General features: G+C 70.1%; 19 protein-coding genes. 5 read left to right on the plus strand and 14 right to left on the minus strand.

Annotated elements, in window-relative coordinates:
- Window positions 1-2: 2 nt before the first annotated feature.
- On the minus strand, window positions 3-1,286 hold the full coding sequence (locus AABN02_RS06210) for a TCR/Tet family MFS transporter (RefSeq protein WP_338414052.1): 1,284 nt from the start codon (window positions 1,284-1,286) through the stop codon (window positions 3-5).
- Window positions 1,286-2,758 (minus strand): IMP dehydrogenase, encoded by a 1,473-nt coding sequence (gene guaB, locus AABN02_RS06215; protein ID WP_338414053.1) that lies wholly within the window; start codon window positions 2,756-2,758, stop codon window positions 1,286-1,288. The genes AABN02_RS06210 and guaB overlap by 1 nt, the downstream gene beginning before the upstream one ends.
- A 110-nt stretch (window positions 2,759-2,868) precedes the next feature.
- Here guaB and AABN02_RS06220 point away from each other — a divergent pair, with 110 nt between their 5' ends.
- Complete coding sequence (locus AABN02_RS06220; RefSeq protein ID WP_338414054.1) at window positions 2,869-3,384, plus strand: DUF4124 domain-containing protein; 516 nt, start codon at window positions 2,869-2,871, stop codon at window positions 3,382-3,384.
- Here AABN02_RS06220 and AABN02_RS06225 read toward each other — a convergent pair.
- Together AABN02_RS06225 and AABN02_RS06230 are read right to left on the minus strand one after the other, a co-directional pair.
- Complete coding sequence (locus tag AABN02_RS06225) at window positions 3,362-3,715, minus strand: RnfH family protein (RefSeq protein ID WP_338414055.1); 354 nt, start codon at window positions 3,713-3,715, stop codon at window positions 3,362-3,364. The two genes, AABN02_RS06220 and AABN02_RS06225, sit on opposite strands and share 23 nt — an antisense overlap.
- Window positions 3,702-4,145 (minus strand): type II toxin-antitoxin system RatA family toxin, encoded by a 444-nt coding sequence (locus AABN02_RS06230; RefSeq protein ID WP_338414056.1) that lies wholly within the window; start codon window positions 4,143-4,145, stop codon window positions 3,702-3,704. Before AABN02_RS06230 ends, AABN02_RS06225 begins: the two co-directional genes overlap by 14 nt.
- Before the next feature lie 27 nt (window positions 4,146-4,172).
- Between AABN02_RS06230 and smpB the strand changes: the two genes are divergently transcribed.
- Window positions 4,173-4,661 (plus strand): SsrA-binding protein SmpB, encoded by a 489-nt coding sequence (gene smpB / locus AABN02_RS06235; protein ID WP_338414057.1) that lies wholly within the window; start codon window positions 4,173-4,175, stop codon window positions 4,659-4,661.
- Between the two features lie 4 nt (window positions 4,662-4,665).
- On the plus strand, window positions 4,666-5,709 hold the full coding sequence (locus tag AABN02_RS06240) for an acyltransferase (RefSeq protein WP_338414058.1): 1,044 nt from the start codon (window positions 4,666-4,668) through the stop codon (window positions 5,707-5,709).
- A 12-nt stretch (window positions 5,710-5,721) separates the two neighbouring features.
- Here AABN02_RS06240 and AABN02_RS06245 read toward each other — a convergent pair whose 3' ends face one another.
- The 5 genes from AABN02_RS06245 to AABN02_RS06265 all read right to left on the minus strand — a co-directional run bounded on the left by AABN02_RS06245 (window position 5,722) and on the right by AABN02_RS06265 (window position 10,550).
- A complete protein-coding gene (locus AABN02_RS06245) occupies window positions 5,722-6,924 on the minus strand; it encodes an ABC transporter permease (protein WP_338414059.1) in 1,203 nt (400 codons plus the stop codon).
- 14 nt (window positions 6,925-6,938) lie between these two features.
- Window positions 6,939-8,147 carry an ABC transporter permease gene (locus AABN02_RS06250; RefSeq protein WP_338414060.1) on the minus strand — a complete coding sequence of 403 codons (1,209 nt, stop codon included), beginning with the start codon at window positions 8,145-8,147 and terminating at the stop codon, window positions 6,939-6,941.
- Window position 8,148: 1 nt separating this feature from the next.
- Entirely contained in the window at window positions 8,149-8,868 is a 720-nt protein-coding gene (locus tag AABN02_RS06255; RefSeq protein WP_338414061.1) for an ABC transporter ATP-binding protein, read from the minus strand.
- Window positions 8,865-10,043, minus strand: coding sequence for an efflux RND transporter periplasmic adaptor subunit (locus AABN02_RS06260; protein WP_338414062.1), 1,179 nt, complete (start codon window positions 10,041-10,043; stop codon window positions 8,865-8,867). Before AABN02_RS06260 ends, AABN02_RS06255 begins: the two co-directional genes overlap by 4 nt.
- A gap of 111 nt (window positions 10,044-10,154) precedes the next feature.
- Window positions 10,155-10,550: a hypothetical protein gene (locus AABN02_RS06265; RefSeq protein ID WP_338414063.1), complete on the minus strand. Its 396-nt coding sequence runs from the start codon at window positions 10,548-10,550 to the stop codon at window positions 10,155-10,157.
- Window positions 10,551-10,583: 33 nt separating this feature from the next.
- Here AABN02_RS06265 and AABN02_RS06270 point away from each other — a divergent pair, with 33 nt between their 5' ends.
- Window positions 10,584-11,408, plus strand: a complete 825-nt coding sequence (locus AABN02_RS06270) for a metallophosphoesterase (RefSeq protein WP_338414064.1) — start codon at window positions 10,584-10,586, stop codon at window positions 11,406-11,408.
- On the opposite strand, the gene AABN02_RS06275 is transcribed toward AABN02_RS06270, so the two are convergent.
- From AABN02_RS06275 to dusA, 4 genes are all read right to left on the minus strand, one after another.
- Window positions 11,368-14,895, minus strand: coding sequence for an AAA family ATPase (locus AABN02_RS06275; protein ID WP_338414065.1), 3,528 nt, complete (start codon window positions 14,893-14,895; stop codon window positions 11,368-11,370). The genes AABN02_RS06270 and AABN02_RS06275 overlap by 41 nt on opposite strands.
- Window positions 14,892-16,172, minus strand: coding sequence for a DNA repair exonuclease (locus AABN02_RS06280; RefSeq protein WP_338414066.1), 1,281 nt, complete (start codon window positions 16,170-16,172; stop codon window positions 14,892-14,894). Before AABN02_RS06280 ends, AABN02_RS06275 begins: the two co-directional genes overlap by 4 nt.
- 16 nt (window positions 16,173-16,188) lie before the next feature.
- Window positions 16,189-16,620, minus strand: coding sequence for an H-NS histone family protein (locus AABN02_RS06285; protein WP_338414067.1), 432 nt, complete (start codon window positions 16,618-16,620; stop codon window positions 16,189-16,191).
- Window positions 16,621-16,683: 63 nt separating this feature from the next.
- Complete coding sequence (dusA, locus tag AABN02_RS06290; RefSeq protein ID WP_338414068.1) at window positions 16,684-17,703, minus strand: tRNA dihydrouridine(20/20a) synthase DusA; 1,020 nt, start codon at window positions 17,701-17,703, stop codon at window positions 16,684-16,686.
- Between the two features lie 100 nt (window positions 17,704-17,803).
- Between dusA and AABN02_RS06295 the strand changes: the two genes are divergently transcribed.
- Complete coding sequence (locus AABN02_RS06295; RefSeq protein ID WP_338414069.1) at window positions 17,804-18,868, plus strand: DUF1839 family protein; 1,065 nt, start codon at window positions 17,804-17,806, stop codon at window positions 18,866-18,868.
- Here the strand turns inward: AABN02_RS06295 and AABN02_RS06300 are convergent.
- The gene (locus tag AABN02_RS06300; RefSeq protein ID WP_338414070.1) at window positions 18,822-19,952 is read right to left on the minus strand and encodes an enoyl-CoA hydratase/isomerase family protein; all 1,131 of its coding nucleotides are present in this window, start codon (window positions 19,950-19,952) and stop codon (window positions 18,822-18,824) included. The genes AABN02_RS06295 and AABN02_RS06300 overlap by 47 nt on opposite strands.
- Window position 19,953 lies beyond the last annotated feature (1 nt).

Raw genomic sequence — 19,953 nt, forward strand, 5'->3', positions numbered from 1 at the left:
ACTCAGGCGACCACGTGCGCCGGGTGCGGCGGCGTGGCGGGATGGCGGCGGAAGTGGCGCAGGGCGAGCACGGTGGCCGTGATCTGCAGCGCCGAACAGAGAAAGAACGGCGCGCCGATGCGCCAGTCACCGCGGGGCAGGTGCGACACGAAACCAAGCAGCCCCGAGCCGATGACCGGCGCGAACACGGCGGTCAGGCTGTTGAGCGAGCCGAGCGCGCCCATGGTGCGGCCCTGCGACTCGTCGTCGGCGGCGTTGGAGACCAGCGTCTGCATGGCGGCCTGCACCATGAAGCCGAACACGTTCAGGCCGATGACGGCGTACATCATCCAACCCTCGGTGGCCGCGCCCCACAGGGCGTAGGTGATGGCCGAGGAGATCAGGCCGATGACGGCGATGCGCTGCGGCGTCGTGCGCTTCAGGGCCACGCGGATCAGCCCGCCCTGCACCAGCACCGACATGACGCCCACGGCGAACAGCGACCAGCCGTTTTCCTTGGGGCCCCAGCCGAACTTGAACATCGTGTAGAGCACCCAGGTGGTGTGCAGGATGAACTGCGCCAGACTGGACAGGCCCATCACGAAGACCAGCGGGCCGACGCCGCGCAGCTCGGTCAGGCGGCGCAGGGAGGCCACCGGGTTGACCTTGGTCCAGTCGATCGCCGGGCTGCGGCGCTCCACTGGCAGGGACTCGGGCAGCACGAAGGCGCCGTAAATGGCGTTCAGCACCGCCAGCCCGCCGGCCACGAAGAACGGCAGGTGCAGGTCGATGGCCCCCAGCAGCCCGCCCATGACGGGACCGAGGATGAAGCCCATGCCGAACATCGCGCCCAGCAGACCGAAGCGCTTGGCGCGCTGGTCCGGCGCACTGATGTCGGCGACGTAGGCCTGCGCGATGGAGGCGTTGGCCTGCAGCGCCCCGCTGACCAGCCGCACCGCCACCAGCATCCACAGCGCAGTGGCCAGCCCCGTGACGAAGAAGCTGAGCGCCAGCCCGGTGAAGCCGATGAGCAGCACTGGCCGGCGGCCGTAGCGGTCCGACAGCGCCCCCAGCACCGGCGAGCCGATGAAGTTGGCGACGCCGAAGGCGAAGGTCACCACGCCGTACCAGAAGGCCTGGTCCGCCTGCGAGCCGGTGAACTTGCCCACCAGCGGCGCCAGCACCGGGATGATCAGGCCGATGGCGACCATGTCGATCAGCACGGTGATCATGATGAAGGGCATCGCGGCAGCGCGGCCCTTCGGCTTCGACACGTGGTCGACGCTCGGATCGTCGGTCAAGCGCATCACTCCATGCGGTAGTTGGGCGCTTCCTTCGTGATCTGCACGTCGTGGACGTGGCTCTCACGGATGCCGGCGGACGTGATCTCGACGAACTCGGCCTGCTCCTGCATGTCGGCAATCGACCCACAGCCGCAGTAGCCCATCGAGGCACGGATGCCGCCCGCCATCTGGAAGACGATCGACAGCATCGAGCCCTTGTAGGGGACCCGGCCTTCGATGCCTTCCGGCACCAGCTTGTCCGCATTCGGGTTGCTGGTCTCGTCGTTTTCCTGGAAGTAGCGGTCGGCAGAACCCGCCTTCATCGCGCCGATCGAGCCCATGCCGCGGTAGCTCTTGTAGCTGCGGCCCTGGAACAGCACGATCTCGCCCGGGGCTTCCTCGGTGCCGGCGAACATGCCGCCCATCATCACGGTGGAGGCACCGGCGGCGATGGCCTTGGCAATGTCGCCCGAGTAGCGGATGCCACCGTCGGCGATCAATGGGACGCCCGTGCCGCGCAGCGCGGTTGCCACGTTGTCGATGGCGGTGATCTGCGGCACGCCGACACCGGCGACGATGCGGGTGGTGCAGATCGAGCCGGGGCCGATGCCGACCTTGACACCGTCAGCGCCGGCCTCGACCAGCGCCAGCGCCGCCGCGCCCGTGGCGATGTTGCCGCCGATGACATCGACGTGCGGATAGTTCTGCTTGACCCAGCGCACGCGCTCGATCACGCCGTGGCTGTGGCCGTGGGCGGTGTCGACGACGAGGGCATCGACGCCGGCCCGGACCAGCAGCTCGATGCGCTCTTCCGTGCCGTCACCGACGCCGACCGCCGCACCGACGCGCAGCTTGCCATGGGCATCGCGGGCGGCGTTGGGGAAGCTGGTCTGCTTGGTGATGTCCTTGACGGTGAACAGGCCGCGCAGCTCGGACGCGTCGTTCAGCACCAGCACCCGCTCCAGCTTGTGCTGGTGCATCAGCGCCTTGGCCTGTGCCAGCGACGCACCTTCCTTGACGGTGACCAGGCGCTCGCGCGGGGTCATGATCTCGCGCACCGGGGCGTCGAGACGGGTCTCGAAGCGCAGGTCGCGGCCGGTGATGATGCCGACCACGCGGCCGTTCTCGACCACCGGGAAGCCGGAGATGCCGTGGGCGCGCGACAGCTCGATCACCTCGCGGACCGGTACGTCCGGCGACACGGTGATCGGGTCCTTCAGCAGGCCCGATTCGTAGCGCTTGACGCGGGCCACTTCGGCGGCCTGCTGTTTCGGGCTGAGGTTCTTGTGGACGATGCCGATGCCGCCCTCCTGGGCGATCGCGATCGCGAGGCGGGCCTCGGTGACCGTGTCCATCGCGGCGGAGACCAGCGGCAGATTCAGGGTGATGTTGCGCGACAGTTTCGTCGCCAGCGAGGTGTCGCGGGGCAACACCTGGGAGTACGCGGGGACCAGCAACACATCGTCGAAGGTCAGTGCTTTGCCAAGCAGGCGCATGAGTCGGGCTCCAGACGCAAAAGGAGATTATACGGACCGGTTACACACCCAGCCCCGCCGGACTGTTGCAGACACACTGCGGGCGCGGGGCCGCCGCTACACTGCGCCCCATGTTTTCGACCTCCAAGCCCCGACACCTGCGTGGCGCGCTGCTGGCCCTGGCGGCGCTCGCACTGGCCCTGCCCTGCGCCGCACAATGGAAATGGCGCGATGCCCAGGGCCGCGTGCAGTACAGCGACCGCCCACCGCCGAACGATGTCCGCGACCGCGACATCCTGAACCGACCCGCCGCCGTGCCCACGGCGCAGCGTCCCGCCCAGGCGGCCTCCGCAGCCGCTGGCGCAACGACAGGTGCAGCATCGGCGCCCACGAGCGACCCCGCCATCGAAGCCCGCAAGCGCCAGGCCGAAGCCGCGCAGGACCAGGGCAAGCGCGACGAGGAAGCCCGCGTCGCGCGTCAGAAGGTCGAGAACTGCGCCCGGGCCAAGGAATACGCCCGCACGGTGGAGAGCGGTCAGCGCATCGCGCGCACCAACGAGAAGGGCGAACGCGAGTTCATGGACGACGCCCAGCGCGCCCGGGAATCGACGCGCGCCCGCGAGGTCATCGCGAGCGACTGCCGCTGACCCGCTGGCGGCCCCGCTCGCCCTGCGCCCGGTAGCGCACGCGGCGGGCTTCCTTGGGATCGACGATCAGCGGCCGGCACAGCTCCAGCCGGTCGCCGTCGCGCAGCACGGCCGACGGCGCCACCGCCCGGCCCCACACCGCCACCTTCACCGTCTCCAGATCAAAGCCGGGATGCCGCGCCGGCAAGCCCGCAGCGATCACGGCCTCTCCGGCGGTTGCGCCGACCGGCAGCTCGAACACCTGCAGGTCGACCTGCCGCGGCGCGGGGCTGTAGGCCACCTCGACCCGGATCGTCTGCGCGCCCTGCTCCACTGCCTCAGCGCTTGCCATGGACCTGCTCGGCGCGGGTCACGAACGCATCGACGAAGGTATTGGCGATGCGGTCGAACACGGGGCTGACCACCAGCTCCAGCGGCCGGCTGGCGAAGGCGTAGGACAGCTCGAACTCGACCTTGCACGCCTTGCCCTCCGGCCCGATCGGCAGGAAGCGCCAGACGCCTTCCAGGTGCGAGAACGGCCCATCCACCAGACTCATGCCGACGGACTGGCCCTCGACCTGCGTGTTGCGGGTCGTGAAGGCGTGGCGCACGCCGGCGTACGCGAGGTGCAGCCGGGCCGTCACCACCCCCGGCTCCTGCGACAGCACTTCGGCCCGCTGGCACCACGGCAGGAACTGCGGATAGGCCGGCACATCGACCACGAGATCGAACATCTCGCGGGGCGAGTACCAGAGGAGGACGGATTTTTTGACGTGCTTCACAATGCAGGGATTGTATTGAGGCTGCCCATGTCCACCGCCCACACCTCCGCCACCATTGCAGAAAACAGAAAAGCGCATTTCAACTACCACATCGAGGAGCGCCACGAGGCGGGCGTCGTGCTGGAAGGCTGGGAGATCAAGTCCATCCGCGAAGGCCAGGTGCAGCTCACCGACGGCCACGCGGTGATCAAGAACGGCGAGCTGTTCCTGATCGGCTGCCGCATCAACGCGCTGCGCAGCGCCTCCACCCATGTGCACCCGGAGGCCGACCGCACCAAGAAGCTGCTGATGCACAAGGCCGAGATCAAGCGCCTGATCGGCAAGGTCGAGCAGAAGGGCTACACCCTGGTGCCGCTGAACCTGCACTACAAGGGCGGCCGGGTGAAGGCCGAGATCGCGCTGGCCAAGGGCAAGGCCGAGCACGACAAGCGCGACACCGAGAAGAAGCGCGACTGGGAGCGCGAGAAGGGCCGCCTGATGCGCCACAAGGTGTCCGGCCCGCGCAAGGAAGACTGACCGGATGCGGCTGGTCATCGGCAATGCCGCGGCGGGCACGCGGATCGAGGTGCTCGATGGCTGGCGGGGCATCGCCGTGCTGACACTGCTGGCCGGGCATTTTGTGCCGCACCTGGGGCTGGACGCACCCGCGTGGTCGGCCAACTTCGGGCGGGTCGGTGTCGAGCTGTTCTTCGCGCTGTCGGGTTGCCTGATGGGCACGCTGCTGTTCGGCCGCGCGATGGCGCTGCGTGCTTTCGCGGTGCGGCGCTTCGCGCGCGTCGTGCCGTCGATGTGGGTGTTCGTGGCGGTCGCCTGCGGCGTGACGCTGCTGCGGGGCGGGCCGCTCTCCCCCACCGCGGTCGGTCTGAGTCTGAGCGGCTGGGCCAATTTTCAGCCGCTGCTCGACTCGGGCGAGGGGCCGGTACGGCTCGGCCACCTCTGGTCGGTGTGCGTCGAGCTGCAAGGCTACGCCGTGCTCGGCGGGCTGGCGGCGGTCTCGCGGCGCTGGCGGCTGGACCCGGTCGTGCTGATCGGCGCGGTGGTCGCGCTGTCCTGGGCGGTGCTCGGGCTGCAGGCAGCGGGCAGGGCACCACTGCCCTACTACACCACCTTCTGGCGCCCGGACGCGCGGCTGACCGCGATGCTGCTCGGCGCCCTGTTCGTGGTGGCGCATGACCGCAGCCGGCTACCGCTAGACCGGCTGCCGGCATGGCCGCTGGCACTGGGCGCCGGTCTGCTGCTCCAGGTGAATCTGGTGCCGGACCTGCTCAAGTACACCGTCGGCGCGGCGCTGATCGCCCTTGGCTGCGCCAGCCTGTCGCGCGCGGCGGGAGCAGGTTCGCGCTGGCTGGGCCACCCGGTGCTGGTCGCCTTCGGCACGGTGTCGTACAGCCTCTACCTGTGGCAGCAGCTGTTCTATGCCGACAAGGGTGTGCTGCGCTGGCCGGTGGCGCTGACGCTAGCGGTGCTGACCGGCTTCGCGGCGCACCACCTGTGGGACCGCTGGCTGCACCACTGGACGGTGGACCGGCTGGAACAACGGCGCCTGCGGCCACGGGCCGTCTGAGCCGCCAGCCCGCTACTCCGACCGCAGCGCCTCCACCGGATCGAGCCGCGCCGCCCGCCGCGCCGGCATCACCCCCGCCAGCAGCCCCACCGCCATCGCCAGCGCTTCGGCCAGCAGCACGAAGGGCAGCGGCGTGCTCACCGGCAGCGCCGGCAGCAGCAGGTGCGCCCCCTGCGCGATGCCGATCCCGATCACCAGCCCCAGCGCGCCGCCCACCGCAGAGAGCACCACCGCCTCGCCGAGGAACAGCGCCAGCACCGTGCGCCGCCGCGCCCCGAGCGAGATCAGCAGGCCGATCTCCGCCGTGCGCTCGGTGACAGCGATGGTCATGATCGTGACGATGCCAACCCCGCCCACCAGCAGCGAGATGCCACCCAGCGCGCCCACCGCCGCCGTCACCACGTTGAGGATGTTGGACAGCGCGCCCAGCATGTCCGCCTGCGTGACGATGGTGAAATCCTCGCGGCCGTGGCGGGCCTTCATCAGCGCACGCGCCTGCGTGACGACCGCGGCAGACGAGGTTGCGTCGGTGTAGGTCAGGTGCAGCTCCATCAACCCCGGCCGGTTGAACAGCTCCATCGCCCGCGCCGCCGGCACATAGGCCACGTCGTCCAGGTCGATGCCCAGGAACTGCCCGCGCGGCGCCAGCACGCCGATGACGCGGAACTGCTGGGTGCCGATGCGGATGCGGGCACCGAGCGGGCTGTCCGCGCCAAACAGCTCGCGCTTGAGGCTGGCGCCAAGCACCGCGAAGTTGCGCGCGTGCGCCGAGTCCTCGTCCGGCAGGAACTGGCCCGCCGACGTGGACAGGCGGAAGGATGGCAGCAGCGCCGCGCTCGTTCCATAGACGATGGCGCGGCGCACGCGGCCGTTCGCACCCATCTCGGCGTTGCCGGTAACGCCGGGTGTCACGCCGACGAGATTGGGGATGCGCTGGCGGAGCGCGTCGGCGTCTTCCAGCGACAGAGGCCGCACCGACGACGGGAAGCCCGGGTTGGTGCCACCCGTGGAGACCTTGCCCGGCGACAGCGTGACGACGTTGGTGCCGATCTGGCTGAACTCGGCCAGCAGGAAGCGGTGCAAGCCCTCGCCGATCGAGGTCAGCAGGATCACGGCGGCGATGCCGATGGCGATGCCGAGCAGCGTCAGCAGGCTGCGCGCACGCTGCGACGTGATCGAGCGCCAGGCCATCGTGAGGGTGTCGGCGATGCGCATGGGAACAGGCGCCTTCAGCGTTTCGAGAGCGCGGCGACCGGCTCCAGCGCCGCCGCCTTGCGCGCCGGCAGCACGCCGAACAGGATGCCGGTGGACAGCGCCGTACCCAGCGCCGCGACCACCGCCCACGTCGGCGGCCATGCCGGAAAGGTCGGATACGCCGTGCGCACGGCCCACGCGCCCGCCTGCCCGACGAGGTAGCCGACCACGGCGCCCGCCACCGACAGCATCGCCGCCTCGGTCAGGAACAGCGCGCGGATCGTCGCCGCGGGGGTGCCGAGCGCCTTGAGCAGACCGATCTCGGACGTGCGCTGTGCCACCGACACCAGCATCACGTTCATCACCAGCACCCCCGCCACCGCCAGGCTGATCGCCGCCACGCCCGCCACGCCCGCGGTCAGCGCGCCCAGCACGCGGTCAAAGGTGGCGAGCACGGCGTCCTGCGTGATGACGGTGACGTCCTCCTCGCCGTCGTGGCGGGTCTTGATCAGCGCGGTCGCCTGCCGCTTGGCGGCGGGGATGGCGTCGCGGTCGCGCGCCTCGATCAGGATGCGGAACAGCGTGTTCGAGTCGAACATCGCCTGCGCCAGCGCGACCGGCACGATCGCCGACTCGTCCGAGTTCATGCCCAGGCTCTGCCCCGACGACGCCAGCACGCCGATCACGCGCAGCCGCCGCCCGCCGATGCGCACGGTCTGGCCGAGCGGGTTGTCGGCGCCGAACAGTTCCGTGCGCAGTTTCGCCCCCAGCACGACCACCGGCGAGCCGCGGCCCCAGTCCTCGTCCGGCAGGAAACGCCCCTGCCCCATCGCCATGCGCCGCACCGCGAGGTAGTCCGCCGTCGTGCCCAGCACCATCGACTCGCGCAGCCGCCCGGCCAGCGCCACCTCGGACAGCCCGACCGCCAGCGGCGCGACGCGCTGCACCGAGGCCAGCCGCAGCAGCGCATGGGCGTCGTCGATCGTCAGGTCACGCGGCGTGGTGCTGACCGCGTTGGCGGGGCTGAAACCGCCCGTCTGCGAGCGGCCCGGCAGCACGATGACCAGGTTGGTGCCGATCGACGAGAACTGGTCCACCACATAGCGCCGCGCGCCATCGCCCAACGCCGTCAGCAGCACCACCGCCGCCACGCCGATCGACATCGCCAGCGTCATCAGCAGCGTGCGCACCGGGCTGCCGGTGGCGGCGTCGCGCGCAAAGCTGAGGATGTCGAGGCGGCGCATGTCAGGGCGCGGCAGCCGCGGTGTCGAGCTTCAGACCGCCGTCTTCCATCATCAGCCGCCGGTGCGCCCGGGCGCCGAGCGCGGGGTCGTGGGTCACGACGATGAGCGTCACGCCGCTGGCGTTGAGCGCTTCGAGCAGGCGCACCACCTCGTCGCCGGTGGCGCGGTCGAGGTTGCCGGTCGGCTCGTCGGCCAGCAGCAGCGCGGGCTGCATGATCGTCGCGCGGGCAATGGCCACACGCTGGCGCTGGCCGCCGGAGAGTTCGTTGGGCTTGTGGTTGGCGCGGTTGGTCAGGCCGTATTCCTGCAGCGCCTTTTCAACCCGCTGCGCCCGCTCGCGTGGTGCCATCCCGGCCAGCACCATCGGCAGCGCGATGTTCTCGGCCGCCGTCAGCCGGGGCACGAGGTGGAAGCTCTGGAACACGAAACCGATGCGCCGGCTGCGCACCGCCGCCTGCTCGTCCGGCGAGAGCGTCGTCACATCGCGACCTTCGAGCAGCAGGTGGCCAGCGTTCGGCTGGTCGAGCAGGCCGAGGATGTTCAGCAGCGTGGACTTGCCCGAGCCGCTCGGCCCCATCACCGCGACGTACTCGCCCGCGCCGATGCGGAGGTCCAGCCCGCGCAGCGCGTGCACCTCGCTGTCCCCAAGGTGGAAGACACGCTCGATGCCCTGCAGCTCGATCAGCGGCGGCGCCACGGTCACGGTCGCTGCCCCGGTCACGGCTTGGCGACGAGGCTGGTCGGGGTGTCGACGGTGACGCGGGCGCCAGCCTTGACGCCTTCGCGCTCCAGCGAGGTGACGATCCGTTCGCCGCCCTTCAGCCCGTCGAGCACCTCGGTGAACTCCCAGTTCGACACCCCGGCACGCACCTTGTGCTCGACCAGCGCGTCGCCCTCGACCACCAGCACCCGCCCGCCCTCGCCCAGCGCCGCCGCGGGCACGCGCAGCACGTGCTTGCGGGTCGCGAGCACGACCTCCACGTCGGCGCTGTAGCCGACCAGCAGCGGCCCCGTCTTGTCCGGCTGGTCGAAGGTGACGTCAATGTCCACCGTGCGCGCCTGCTTCTCGACCGCCGAGACAATCGGCGCGACCCGCTTGACGCGCCCGGCGAAGGTCTTGCCCGGCAGCGCGTCGATGGTGATGCGCACCGGCTGGCCGGGCAGGACGCGGGGCGCATCCACCTCGTCCATCGGCGCCTTGATGTAGAGGCAGGAGTCGTCGATCAGGTCGATGGCCGGCGGTGTGGGCACGCCCGGCGGCGACGGCGTCGAGTATTCGCCCACCTCGCCGACGATCTTGGCGATGCGGCCGTCGAACGGGGCGACCAGGCGCGTGCGGCCCTGCTCGACCAGGGTGGCGCCGATGCGGGCCTGCGCGGAGACCACGTCCGAGCGCGCGGTCTGGCAGGCGGCGCTGCGGGCGTCGGCCTCGCTGCGGGCGGCGTCTTCGCGGGAGACGGAAACAAAGCCCTGCGCGCGCAGCTCGGTCTGGCGTTTCGCTTCGCGCACGGCGGTGTCGGCGGCGGTGCAGGCCTCGACGACGCGCTTGCGGGCGGTGTCCATCTGCGCGGTGGCCAGCGTCTGCTGTGCCTGCTGGTCGTCGTTCCAGAGCTTCATCAGCAACTGGCCCTTGTGGACGCGGTCGCCCTCCTTGACGTTGAGCAACTCGATGCGGCCGCCCATGATCGTCGACAGCCGGGTGCGCTGGCAGGCCTCGACCGTGCCGGCGCGGGTGTTGGCAATCGACGATTCGACCTGACCACGCCCCACCTCCACCGTGAGCACCGCGACCGGCTTGGGTCGCCGCAGCCACACGACGCCCCCGGCCAACAGCCCGAGGACGACCAAGGCGATCAGGCTGCGGCGTAGCCAGGGCGAGGCAAGAGGGTTGGTCATCGGCGCGGTCACGGTTTGTGCTGCAGTGCACACATTCTGCGCGCCGCCCGGCGTCAGCGGGGGCCACTCCATGCGCAGGGTTGATCGTTGTCAACCTGACCGGAACCGCGCTCAGCAGGCATGCGACGCCTGGAAACGGGCAGCGTCTGCGATCTGCACCACCACCCGCACCGCGTCGATCTGCAGCACCGTGCCGGAGATCAGGCGCAGCGTGCAGACCACCACGCCACGGCGGTCGAGCGGCAGCGGCAGCACGTGCGCGGCAGGACCGAGCGGCTGGCCGTCGAGCAGCAGGCTGGCGTGCGCGACGCCACCGAGCGCAGGGCCATCCCCGCGCCACGTCGCCCCCTCGAACAGGAGTTCGAGCGGGTGCAGATAGCCCTCCTGACCATCGTCCGTGCGGCGGCAGGCCGCAGCGGACAGGCGCAGGCACAGCGTCGCGGGCGTGACTTCAGTGAGGCTGGCGAGTTCGGAGTCGGGCCAATGGAGGAAATAGGCAGCAGGCATGCGGCCATCATCCACCAAAGCTAGACTCGCCCGATGCGCCTGCAGATCTTCTCCGACCTCCACCTCGAACGCATCCCGCACTGGGAGCCAACGCCCGCCCCTGGTGCCGACGTGCTGGTGCTGGCGGGCGACATCGGCTCCTACCAGACCGGCTCGCTGCTGACCGAGGACGATTTCGGGTTGACGCGGTTTTCGCCCACCCATGGTGCGGGGCACTGGCGGCACGTGCTGTTCGTGCCCGGCAACCACGAGTACGACGGCTACGAGCTGAGCGAGGCCGGCGAGCGGATGCAGGCGCTGTGCGCGCGGCTGGGCATCACCTGGCTGGACCGGCGCCGGGTGGTGCTCGACGGCGTGCGCTTCCTCGGCACGACGCTGTGGAGCGACTTCGACTCGATCGGCCCGCGCGAGAAGGCCTACCGCGCCGCGAACTTCTACCTGCGCAAGAACACCTGCCTGCGCGGCGGCGAGCCGATGCTGGCCGAGTCGATGCGCGAACTGGGGCTGGAGTGCCAGGAGTGGCTGCGCGCTGCGCTGGTCGAGCCGTTCGACGGCCCGACCGTGGTGGTGACCCACTTCGCGCCAACGCTGGCGAGCGCCGATCCACGCTACGGCCTGGCGCCCGGCACGGCGGGCTTCTGCAATGCGCTGGACGATCTGGTCGCACGCGCCGACCTGTGGATCCACGGCCATCTGCACTGCCCCGTCGACCACGTTGTCCGCGGCTGTCGGGTGGTGGCGAATCCGCTCGGCTATTCGGTCAAGGGCGAGCAGGACAGCTTCCGGCCCGCGACCACGCTCACGGTGCCGCGGCGCTTCACAGCGTCGAGCACCGCAGCACCGATGCCGGCAGGCTGAGCCGCGCCAGATCGAGCAGGTGCTGGTGGTGGGTGAAGACCAGCACCTGGGATCCCTGCGCGAAATCGGCCAGCATCCGCAGCACGCGCACTGCCCGGTCGTCGTCGGAGGTCATCAGCACGTCGTCGAGCACCAGCGGCAGGTGGGTACCGCGGTCGCGGTGCATCTGCAGCGCGGCCAGCCGCAGCGCCAGATAGAGCTGGTCGCGCGTGCCCTCGCTGAGGCCTTCGACCCGCAGCGCACGGCCATCGCGGCGGTGGATCTGCAGCACGGGCCGGTGTTCGTCGTCGCCCGGTTCGCTTTGCAGGCGGTCGTACTCCCCGCCCGTCATCGTCGCGAAGCAGGTGGAGGCGGCGCGCAGGATCGGCCCCTGCGCCCGCTCGCGGAACTGCCCCAGCGCCTGCGCCAGCAGGGTCTGCGCGAGCCGGGCCCGCATCCACGGCACCAGCCCCGAGCGGACGGTCGCCCCCGCCTCTTCCATGCGCTCCCGGGCCTGCGCGGCCAGATCGCCGGAGTCGATGGCGTCGCGCTGGCGGCGGGCGGCTTCGTCGCGCTGCCGGGCGGTATCTAGCCGAGGGGCCAGATCGGCCAGCGCCTGTTCGCACTGCGCGGCGTCGGTCTGGGCTTGTGCCAGATCCAGATCGCCAACCAGCGTGCGCAGGGCCGCCTCGTCGCGCCAGCCGCCTTGCGCCAGCAGATCGCGGACGTGGTCGCGCAGTTGTTCGGCTTCGCGCCGCTGCCGGGCTCGTTCTTCGGCCGCGGGCAGTTCGGCTTCGGTGCGCACGCCGGCCGCTGCGCACAGCGCTTCCCGGGCCTGCTCCAGCTGCTGCAGCGCGGCGAGGTGGCTCCGACGCCGACCAGTGGCCTCGTCCAGGGCCTGCGCGAGCACCTGGCGACGGCCCTCGATGCGCCGGGCCGCTTCCAGGCGCCGGCCCAGGTCGTCCATCCAGTGGCGCAGATCCGCAGGCGGCGCAGGCTCCTGCAGGACCGCCCCTAGCTCGGTCGCCTTGCGCGCCAGATCGGCCAGCACGCGCTGCGCCCGCTCGTGGGCCAGCCGGGCCTGCGCCAGTTGATCCGCGGTGACACGGATCTCGTCCCATTCCAGCAAGCGGGCACGCGCCGCCACCGCATCGGCCGGGCCGGGCAGGCGCAAGGCCTCGTAGACCGGCCGGAGCGCGACTTCTGCAGCGTCGGCCTGTGCCAGCAGGCGCTGCGCTTCGCGCTGCTCGCGCTGCTGTTGTTCCTGGCGCAGAGCGTGTTCGGCCGCCGAGGTCCGCGCCGCCTGTTCCTCGCGCGCGAAATGGTCTTCGCGCTGGCGGGCCAGTGCCAGCAAGGTGGCGATCGGCGTGTGGTCGTCGGCGGCTGCGCCGTCGGACGCTTGCGCAGCCGCCTGCAGGGCAGCACCCAGTCCCTGGCGCACCTGATCGGCCACGGCCTGGGCGTGCTGGCACTCCAGCGCCAGCAGCTCGACGCGGTCCGCCTCGGCACGCACGACACGCAGCCGGGCCTGCCATTCGCGCAGGGACTTCGGCTCCAGCACCGGCAGCCCGGCCTCCTGCAGCCGCGCCTGCCAACCCGTGGCGCGCGCCGCCTGCTCCGCCTGCAACTGCCCGAGTTCCGTCTGGCGCAGCTGCCGATCACGCGCCAGATCGGCGATCTGGCGCTGCAGGGCCTGGAGTTGCGCGGCGCGGCTGGCATCGCGGGCGAGTGCATCGGCGAGTGCGTCCGCCTGCCGCACCGCCTGCTCGAAGCCGCGCAGCGCCTCTCCCGCCACGCCGGACGGGACGCTGGCGAGATCCGCGCGCAAGCCAGCCCAGGTCGCATCGCGCGCGATCCGGGCAGCGCGCACATCGTCCGCCGTGGGCACTACACCTTGCGACAGCAGCTGCGTGCGCTCGGCCTCCCGGCCACGCAGGGCCTCCTCGATCTGCGCCAGCCGCAGCGCGAGTTCCCGCTGGCGGGTGCGGCCCTCGTCCTCAGCGCGGACGGCTTGGTCGATGTCCACTTCCAGCACCGGGCACACCTCGCGCGCCCGTGCGACGCTCCAGATCTGCCCGTGGCCCAGCTCGGACAGGGCCGCCGCCAGACGCTGGCGGGCCACGGTCTGCTCGGCGGGTAAGGCGACCAGACGGGCCAGCACCGACTCGGCGCGCACGACCGCATCGCAGGCGCTCCGCAGCGCCACGCGAGCCGGGTCTGATGCCGACCGCACCAGCGCAGCAGGACGGTCGCCCAGTACAGCCGCTCCCGCCTCGCCCGTGCGCGGCTGCATGGCTTGGCGGTGCTGCTGCAAGGCCCGTTCGGCTTCGGCCCGCGCGGAGAGCGCGGCGTCCGCCTGGGCGCGCACCACGGCGGTCGGCGCCATGCGCAACAGGGTCTCGGGCGAAGGCCGGTCGTCGATGGCGGCGAGCTGTTGCACCAGGCGCTGTTCGAGCCGCACCTGCTCGGCGGCGGTTTCAGCGGTGTCGCGCTGGCACTGGTCCAGCGTCTCCCCCTGGGCCACCAGTCGCTCGATGGCCGCCGCCGCGAGCAGAACGGCAGACGCGGACGACGGCAACACCTCCAGCTCGCGCTGGTGGCGCGCCACGGTGTCGCTGACCACTGACAGCGCCTGCTGCTGTTCGGCGGTGCTGGCCTGCAGCGCCGATCGGCTCGCGGTTGCGTCCTCGCCGAGCCGGGGTGCATCGGCCAGTTCGGCACAGCGCTGCAGGGACTGGTCCAGCCGCACCAGCAGTGGCGCGACCGCGAGCCGTTCTCGCCACTGCCGGGCCTGGCGGTCCAGACCGGCGTGGGTGTCGAGCAGGGTCTGCAGCGCCTGTCCGGTCTCGTCGCAGGTGCGCTGCAAATCGACCCAGGCGGTCGGACGCAGGGTCGCGTCCTTCAGGAGGGAAAGCTGTTCAGCGTGCTGGCGCAGCGCTTCATTGATGCGCCCCCGGCTGCCCCGCGCACCCGGCACGAAGTGGCGGCGCGCCTCCTGTTCCAGCCGCGTCACCACAGCTTGCAGGCTGCGCACGCCGGCACTGGCCTCGAACAGCGCCGCGCCGAGGTCGCCCTCCCCCGCGAGCAGCGCACGGCCGCCCTGGCGCAGCCGCTCGTGGTCCAGGCCGTACAGCGATTCGTAGTCGGCCCGGGTCAGACCGCCGGTGAGCTGGTGCTCCAGATCGGCGGACGCCGGCACAAGCGCATCGTCCGCGCCGCGCACGCTGAGCGTCTGGCCGCGGCCCTTGCGGCGCACGACGCTGAGTTCGCGGCCATCACGGTCGAGCAGCACGGCGCCCAGGCGCATCGCCGGGTGGTCGTGAACAAAGTCGTCGGTGCTGCGCATCTCGATGCCGTAGCGCAGCGCGGTCAGCGCCCGCAGCGTCGAGGATTTGCCGGCCTCGTTGGGGCCGCAGACCAGGTGCAGGCCGACCGCGCCATCGCCCAGATCGAGCCAGCGGTCGGTGAACGGACCGAAGGCTTGCAGATGCAGGCGCAGCAGCTTCACCGGGCACCGTCGGCGGTCAGGCTGTCCGGCAGGCCGGCACCGAGTTGTGCCAGCACCATCGCCTCGGCATCGGCGAGCAAGGCGCGCCACTGGTCTGCCGTCAGCCGGTCGGGCCGGGCGTCACCCAGATCGGCGGGCAGTGCCGGCAGAGAGTCCAGTGCCGTCAGCGCCCATAGACGGAGCGCGGTGTCGTCGCCCGCGAGCTGATCGACGAGGCGAACCACCTCCCCGACCGCATCCGGGCGCTCGGACGCGGCGGCCCGGTCCAGCGGAGAACCCAGCTCGGACAGGACCCGCTCGATCCACACGTCCGGGCCGTCCCAGTGGCGCAAGCCCGCCTGCAACGCGGCCTCCAGCATCCCGGGCTGGGCGGCCTCCATCGGGTGGAGCACCGACTCGCCCAGCAGCCGGACCCGCACGACGTGCAGCCGGTTGCGGTCACCAGCGAGCAGCGTCGCCAGTTCCGCGAGGAATTGCGCGCTCAGGGCGTCGATATCGTGCAAATGCTGGCAAGAAAGCGGCAATGCGTGCCAGCGCACGACATCCAGTGGCACGAACTCGGTCTGCGTGATTTGACCGTCCTGCACGGTAACAATTTCGCAACCTTTTGGCCCGGTTTCCAGTGCGTGCCGCCCCTGCAGATTGCCGGGAAACACGATCCGGGGCTGCGATTCCCGCACCACCTGTCGGGCATGGATATGTCCGAGGGCCAGATAGTCGTATCCGGTCGCGGCCAGGAGATCGACCCGGGTGGGCGCGTAGGTACCGTGGTCGGGACTGCCGCTGAGGCTGGTGTGCAACACGCCGATATTGAAGCATCCGCGCACGGCAGCGGGATAACCCGGCACCAGGTCTTCCGCGACGGCCCGGTTCGGGAAGCTGCGGCCATGCACGGCCACCCCCAGCTCGGTCAATACGCGTGTTTGCGCCGCGCGCGAACTGAAGACATGGACATGGTCCTGTCGGGGCAATTGGCGTGAAATGACACTTTCCGCATCATGGTTGCCGCGCACCACAAAAACGGAAATACCGTGAACAGCCAGTCGGGCCAGTTGTTCGTGGACAAACAGGCCGGTCCGGAAATCGACCCAGTCGCCGTCATAGAGATCGCCGGCCAGAATCACGAGATTCACCTGCCGGCGCACCGCCAGATCGATCAGCGCAACAAACGCCTGCCGGGTAGCCCCTCGAAGGCGGTCCACCGGCGCCCCATCCTGGGCATTCAGCCCCCGCAAGGGGCTGTCGATGTGCAGATCCGCCGCGTGCAGGAATTTCATGCGCGACGGCAGTGCCTCACTGGGCCTGGGCTTCGATCAGGAATTCGTCCTGCGTGCGGCCGCTTTCCAGTGCAGCCACCAGCCAGCGCGGCTTCAGGCCACGGCCGGTCCAGGTGGAACCCGTCATCGGATCACGGTACTTGGCCGCAACCTTGGAAGGTTCCTTGTCGGGATTGGCAGCCTTGCGTCCGGTCACGGTGAGGTCGGCTGCAGTGATGCCGTGCTGCGCCATCAGGGTCTTGATCTCGTTGATCACACCGGCACGCTGAGCCGACTGGAATTCAGCGATCGATTTCGCGATTTCCTGCTGCTGGCGCAGCAATGCGTCTTTCTGTGCGATCAGTTCCTGAAGTGTCGTCATGGCTGAAATTGGTTTTGGGTGAAGGAAGAGCACATGCTCAGGGTGAAGTATGCCGCCTTTTTCCCGATGAAAGTCCACCAATTTCATGAAAAAATATTAACCAATGGAATGAATGAACCCAGTGCTGCCATGCAAACACCCGACTGCGGTTTATTCCACAGGAATGGCCAGAAGTTCCACAGGATTCGGGCGTGACCGCGCGTTGAATTGCCGGGCCAGTTCCGACGGGAGACTGGACTTGTGGCGGTGGTCCGACCAGTACTGGCGCCACAGCCGCGCACCCCGCTCGCCATTCCAGAGCCCCAGTGCATGGCGCATGACGGTCGGCCATGGCCGGCCACTCTGGTGAATCCGGTCCAGATATTCGAACCACTGGGTTTCCACGGATTCACGGCTGCCTGCGGGGCCGGGTTGGCCGAAAAACCGTGCGTCCCAGCCCGACATCATCCAGGGATCGTGGTAAGCCTGCCGGCCCACCATCACGCCATCGACATGGGCCAGATGGGCCTCGATTTCGTCATCGCTGCGCACGCCGCCGTTGAGCACGATGGTCAGGTGCGGGAAGTCCTGCTTGAGCCGGTAGACGAGTTCCGGCCGCAGCGGCGGAATATCGCGGTTCTCCTTCGGACTCAGCCCCTTCAGCCAGGCGTTGCGCGCATGGACGATGAAGACGCCACACCCGGCCTCGGCCACGGTGCCGACAAAGTCCCGCACGAAGTCGTAGCGCTCGACCTGGTCGATGCCGATGCGGTGCTTGACGGTCACCGGCAGGTCCACCGCGTCGCGCATGGCTTTCACGCCATCGGCCACCAGTTGCGGCTCGGCCATCAGGCAGGCGCCGAACGCCCCCTTCTGCACCCGCTCGCTCGGGCAGCCGCAGTTCAGATTGACCTCGTCATAGCCCCACTGCAGCGCCAGCCGGGCGCACGCGGCCAGATCGGCCGGATCGCTGCCGCCGAGTTGCAGCGCGACGGGATGTTCGGCGGGGTCGAAATCGAGGTGCCGCGCCGCATCGCCGTGCAGCAAGGCGCCCGTCGTGACCATCTCGGTATAGAGGCGGGTCTCGCGGGTGAGCAGGCGGTGGAAGTAACGGCAATGCCGGTCGGTCCAATCGAGCATCGGGGCCACGGACAGGCGCCAGGGGGAAGTGGGGGCGGCGGAAGTATTCACCCGCCCATTATCCCGGGAGTCCGCCGACCCGGTGTTTGCCCCACGACGCGTGACGCCGTTAACGATTGCGACATTCTTTTACGTAGTGTTACATTGATGCATGCCATCCGCCCGACCGCTTTGCCTGATCACCGGCCTGGACCGCCTGGGCATTCCACCCATCTGGCCAGCACAAGACCGGATCTGGCCAGAAACCAATCGGTTCACGGATCTCTGGCTGGGGATGCTGTCTGCGCTGCGTCTGGATCCTTTGGCCTGCCTGCCCCATACCCTGGCGGTGGATTTTCTCGACGACCAGTGGACGCAGTTCCGCCCCTCGCACGACGACCTCTACCTGCTCTACGGCATCGAGGTGCAGACCCTCACGCTCTGGCGCCCGCTGATCGATCACCTGCACGAGCAGCTCAGCGCGGGCCGGCTGGTGATCGTCGACGTTCCCGCGCGCCATCTGCCGGATGGGGGTGGCGGACTGCTGCATCCCCGCCATGCCACGGAAACCATCGTCGTCAACGAGATCGACACCGCGCAGGAACGCCTGGGCTGCTTCCACCGGACCGACTACCGGGTGCTGCAAGGCGCGGAATACCGGCGGCTCCTGCACCCTGATGCCGGTCCGGCCATGCAGACCCTGCTGGGCCGCGCCGAGGTCATCAATCTGCACAATCTGGCGCGCCGCCCGCCCGACACGCTGCGCCACCTCTCGCACCAGTTGCTGGAGAAGTACCTGGAGCGCGTGCCGACCCGCCATCCGCTGCGCCGCTGGAAACGGCGCCTGGCCCAGGAGATCACGCCGCTGCTGGCCGGCGGCCCGACGCACTACCAGCACTGGGCCGATGCAGGTCCGCACCAGCTCGGCGCGGCTTTCGAGCTGGCCGCGCTCTATCTGGTGTGGATCGCCGGACATGCCAGCGGATCGGCCCATCTGGTGCAGGCGGCCGATGCCTTCCGGCAACTGAGCGTGCTGGCCCGGGCGCTGCTGCTCAAGGGGGCACGGGCCGTGGCCAAGGGCCAGCCCTTCAACGAGCACGACCTCGTCGAGCGCATGACCCGCCACTGGAGCCGAGGCATGGACCTGCTCGGCGCAGGCGAAATCGTGCTCGACCCGCCCACGCCGCTGCTCAGGCCAGCGCCCGCAGCGGATGGACGTGCGCCGGCCACGGACTGACGAAGAACGCGGCCACCATCGCCTCCGTCACGTCCGCGCCGTGCGCCGGGTTCCAGCGCGGCTGGTGGTCCTTGTCGATGACCAGCGCGCGGATGCCCTCGACCGTCTCGCTGGCAGTGCCCGGCCGCAGGTGGAAACAGTGGCGCACGAGATCGCGCTCCATGCGCAGGTCCTCGGCCAGCGTCATCGTGCGGGCGCGGCGGGTCTGCGACAGCGTCACCGCCAGCATCAGCGGCGAGCGCTTGTGCAGCGCGGCGAGCGTGTGGCGCGCGAACTCGCTGGCCTCTGCCGCCAGCGAGTCGGCGATACCGGCCAGCGTCGGCTGGCTGAAATGCAGGTCGATGGCATCTCGCCGGGCCGCCATCGACGACGCCCCGGGCGGCGAGGCCACCGCATCGACACAGGCACGCACGGCCTCGCCGGACGCCAGTTCCGCCGCGGCGAGGCGGGCCAGCAGCACGGGCAGATCCGCGGCACGCACATGGACATCGGCCAGCCCGACCTCGATCGCCTCGGCGGCGCCCAGCGTCTCGCCCGTCATCGCCAGGTATTCGCCGACATGCCCCGGGCAGCGGGACAGGAACCAGCCCCCGCCCACATCCGGGAACAGGCCGATGTGGGTTTCCGGCATCGCCAGCTTGCTGTGTTCGGTGACGATGCGCAGGCTCGCGCCCTGGCTGATGCCCATGCCACCGCCCATCGTGATGCCGTCCATCACCGCGATGTAGGGCTTCGGATAGCGGTGGACGAGGTGGTTGAGCGCGTACTCCTCGGTGAAGAAATCCTCCAGACGAGGATCTCCGGCCAGGGCCGCCTGGTGGAAGAAGCGGATGTCACCGCCAGCACACAGGGCGGGCGGCTTGCCCTCGCGGCCCTGCCCTTGCAGCACCACGGCCTGCACCGCCGGATCGCTCGCCCAGTGCAGCAGCACGGTGGTCAGGTCGCGGACCATGGGCAGCGACAGGGCGTTGAGCGCGCCGGGGCGGTTCAGCGTCAGGAAGCCAGTGGCTCCACGCACTTCGGCCAGCACGTGGCCGGCAGCACACAGTTCAGGCAGGGGCAAGGCAGTCGATCGGGCAGGCATG

This window comes from uncultured Sphaerotilus sp., from assembly GCF_963924895.1.
Classification (GTDB): domain Bacteria; phylum Pseudomonadota; class Gammaproteobacteria; order Burkholderiales; family Burkholderiaceae_C; genus Sphaerotilus.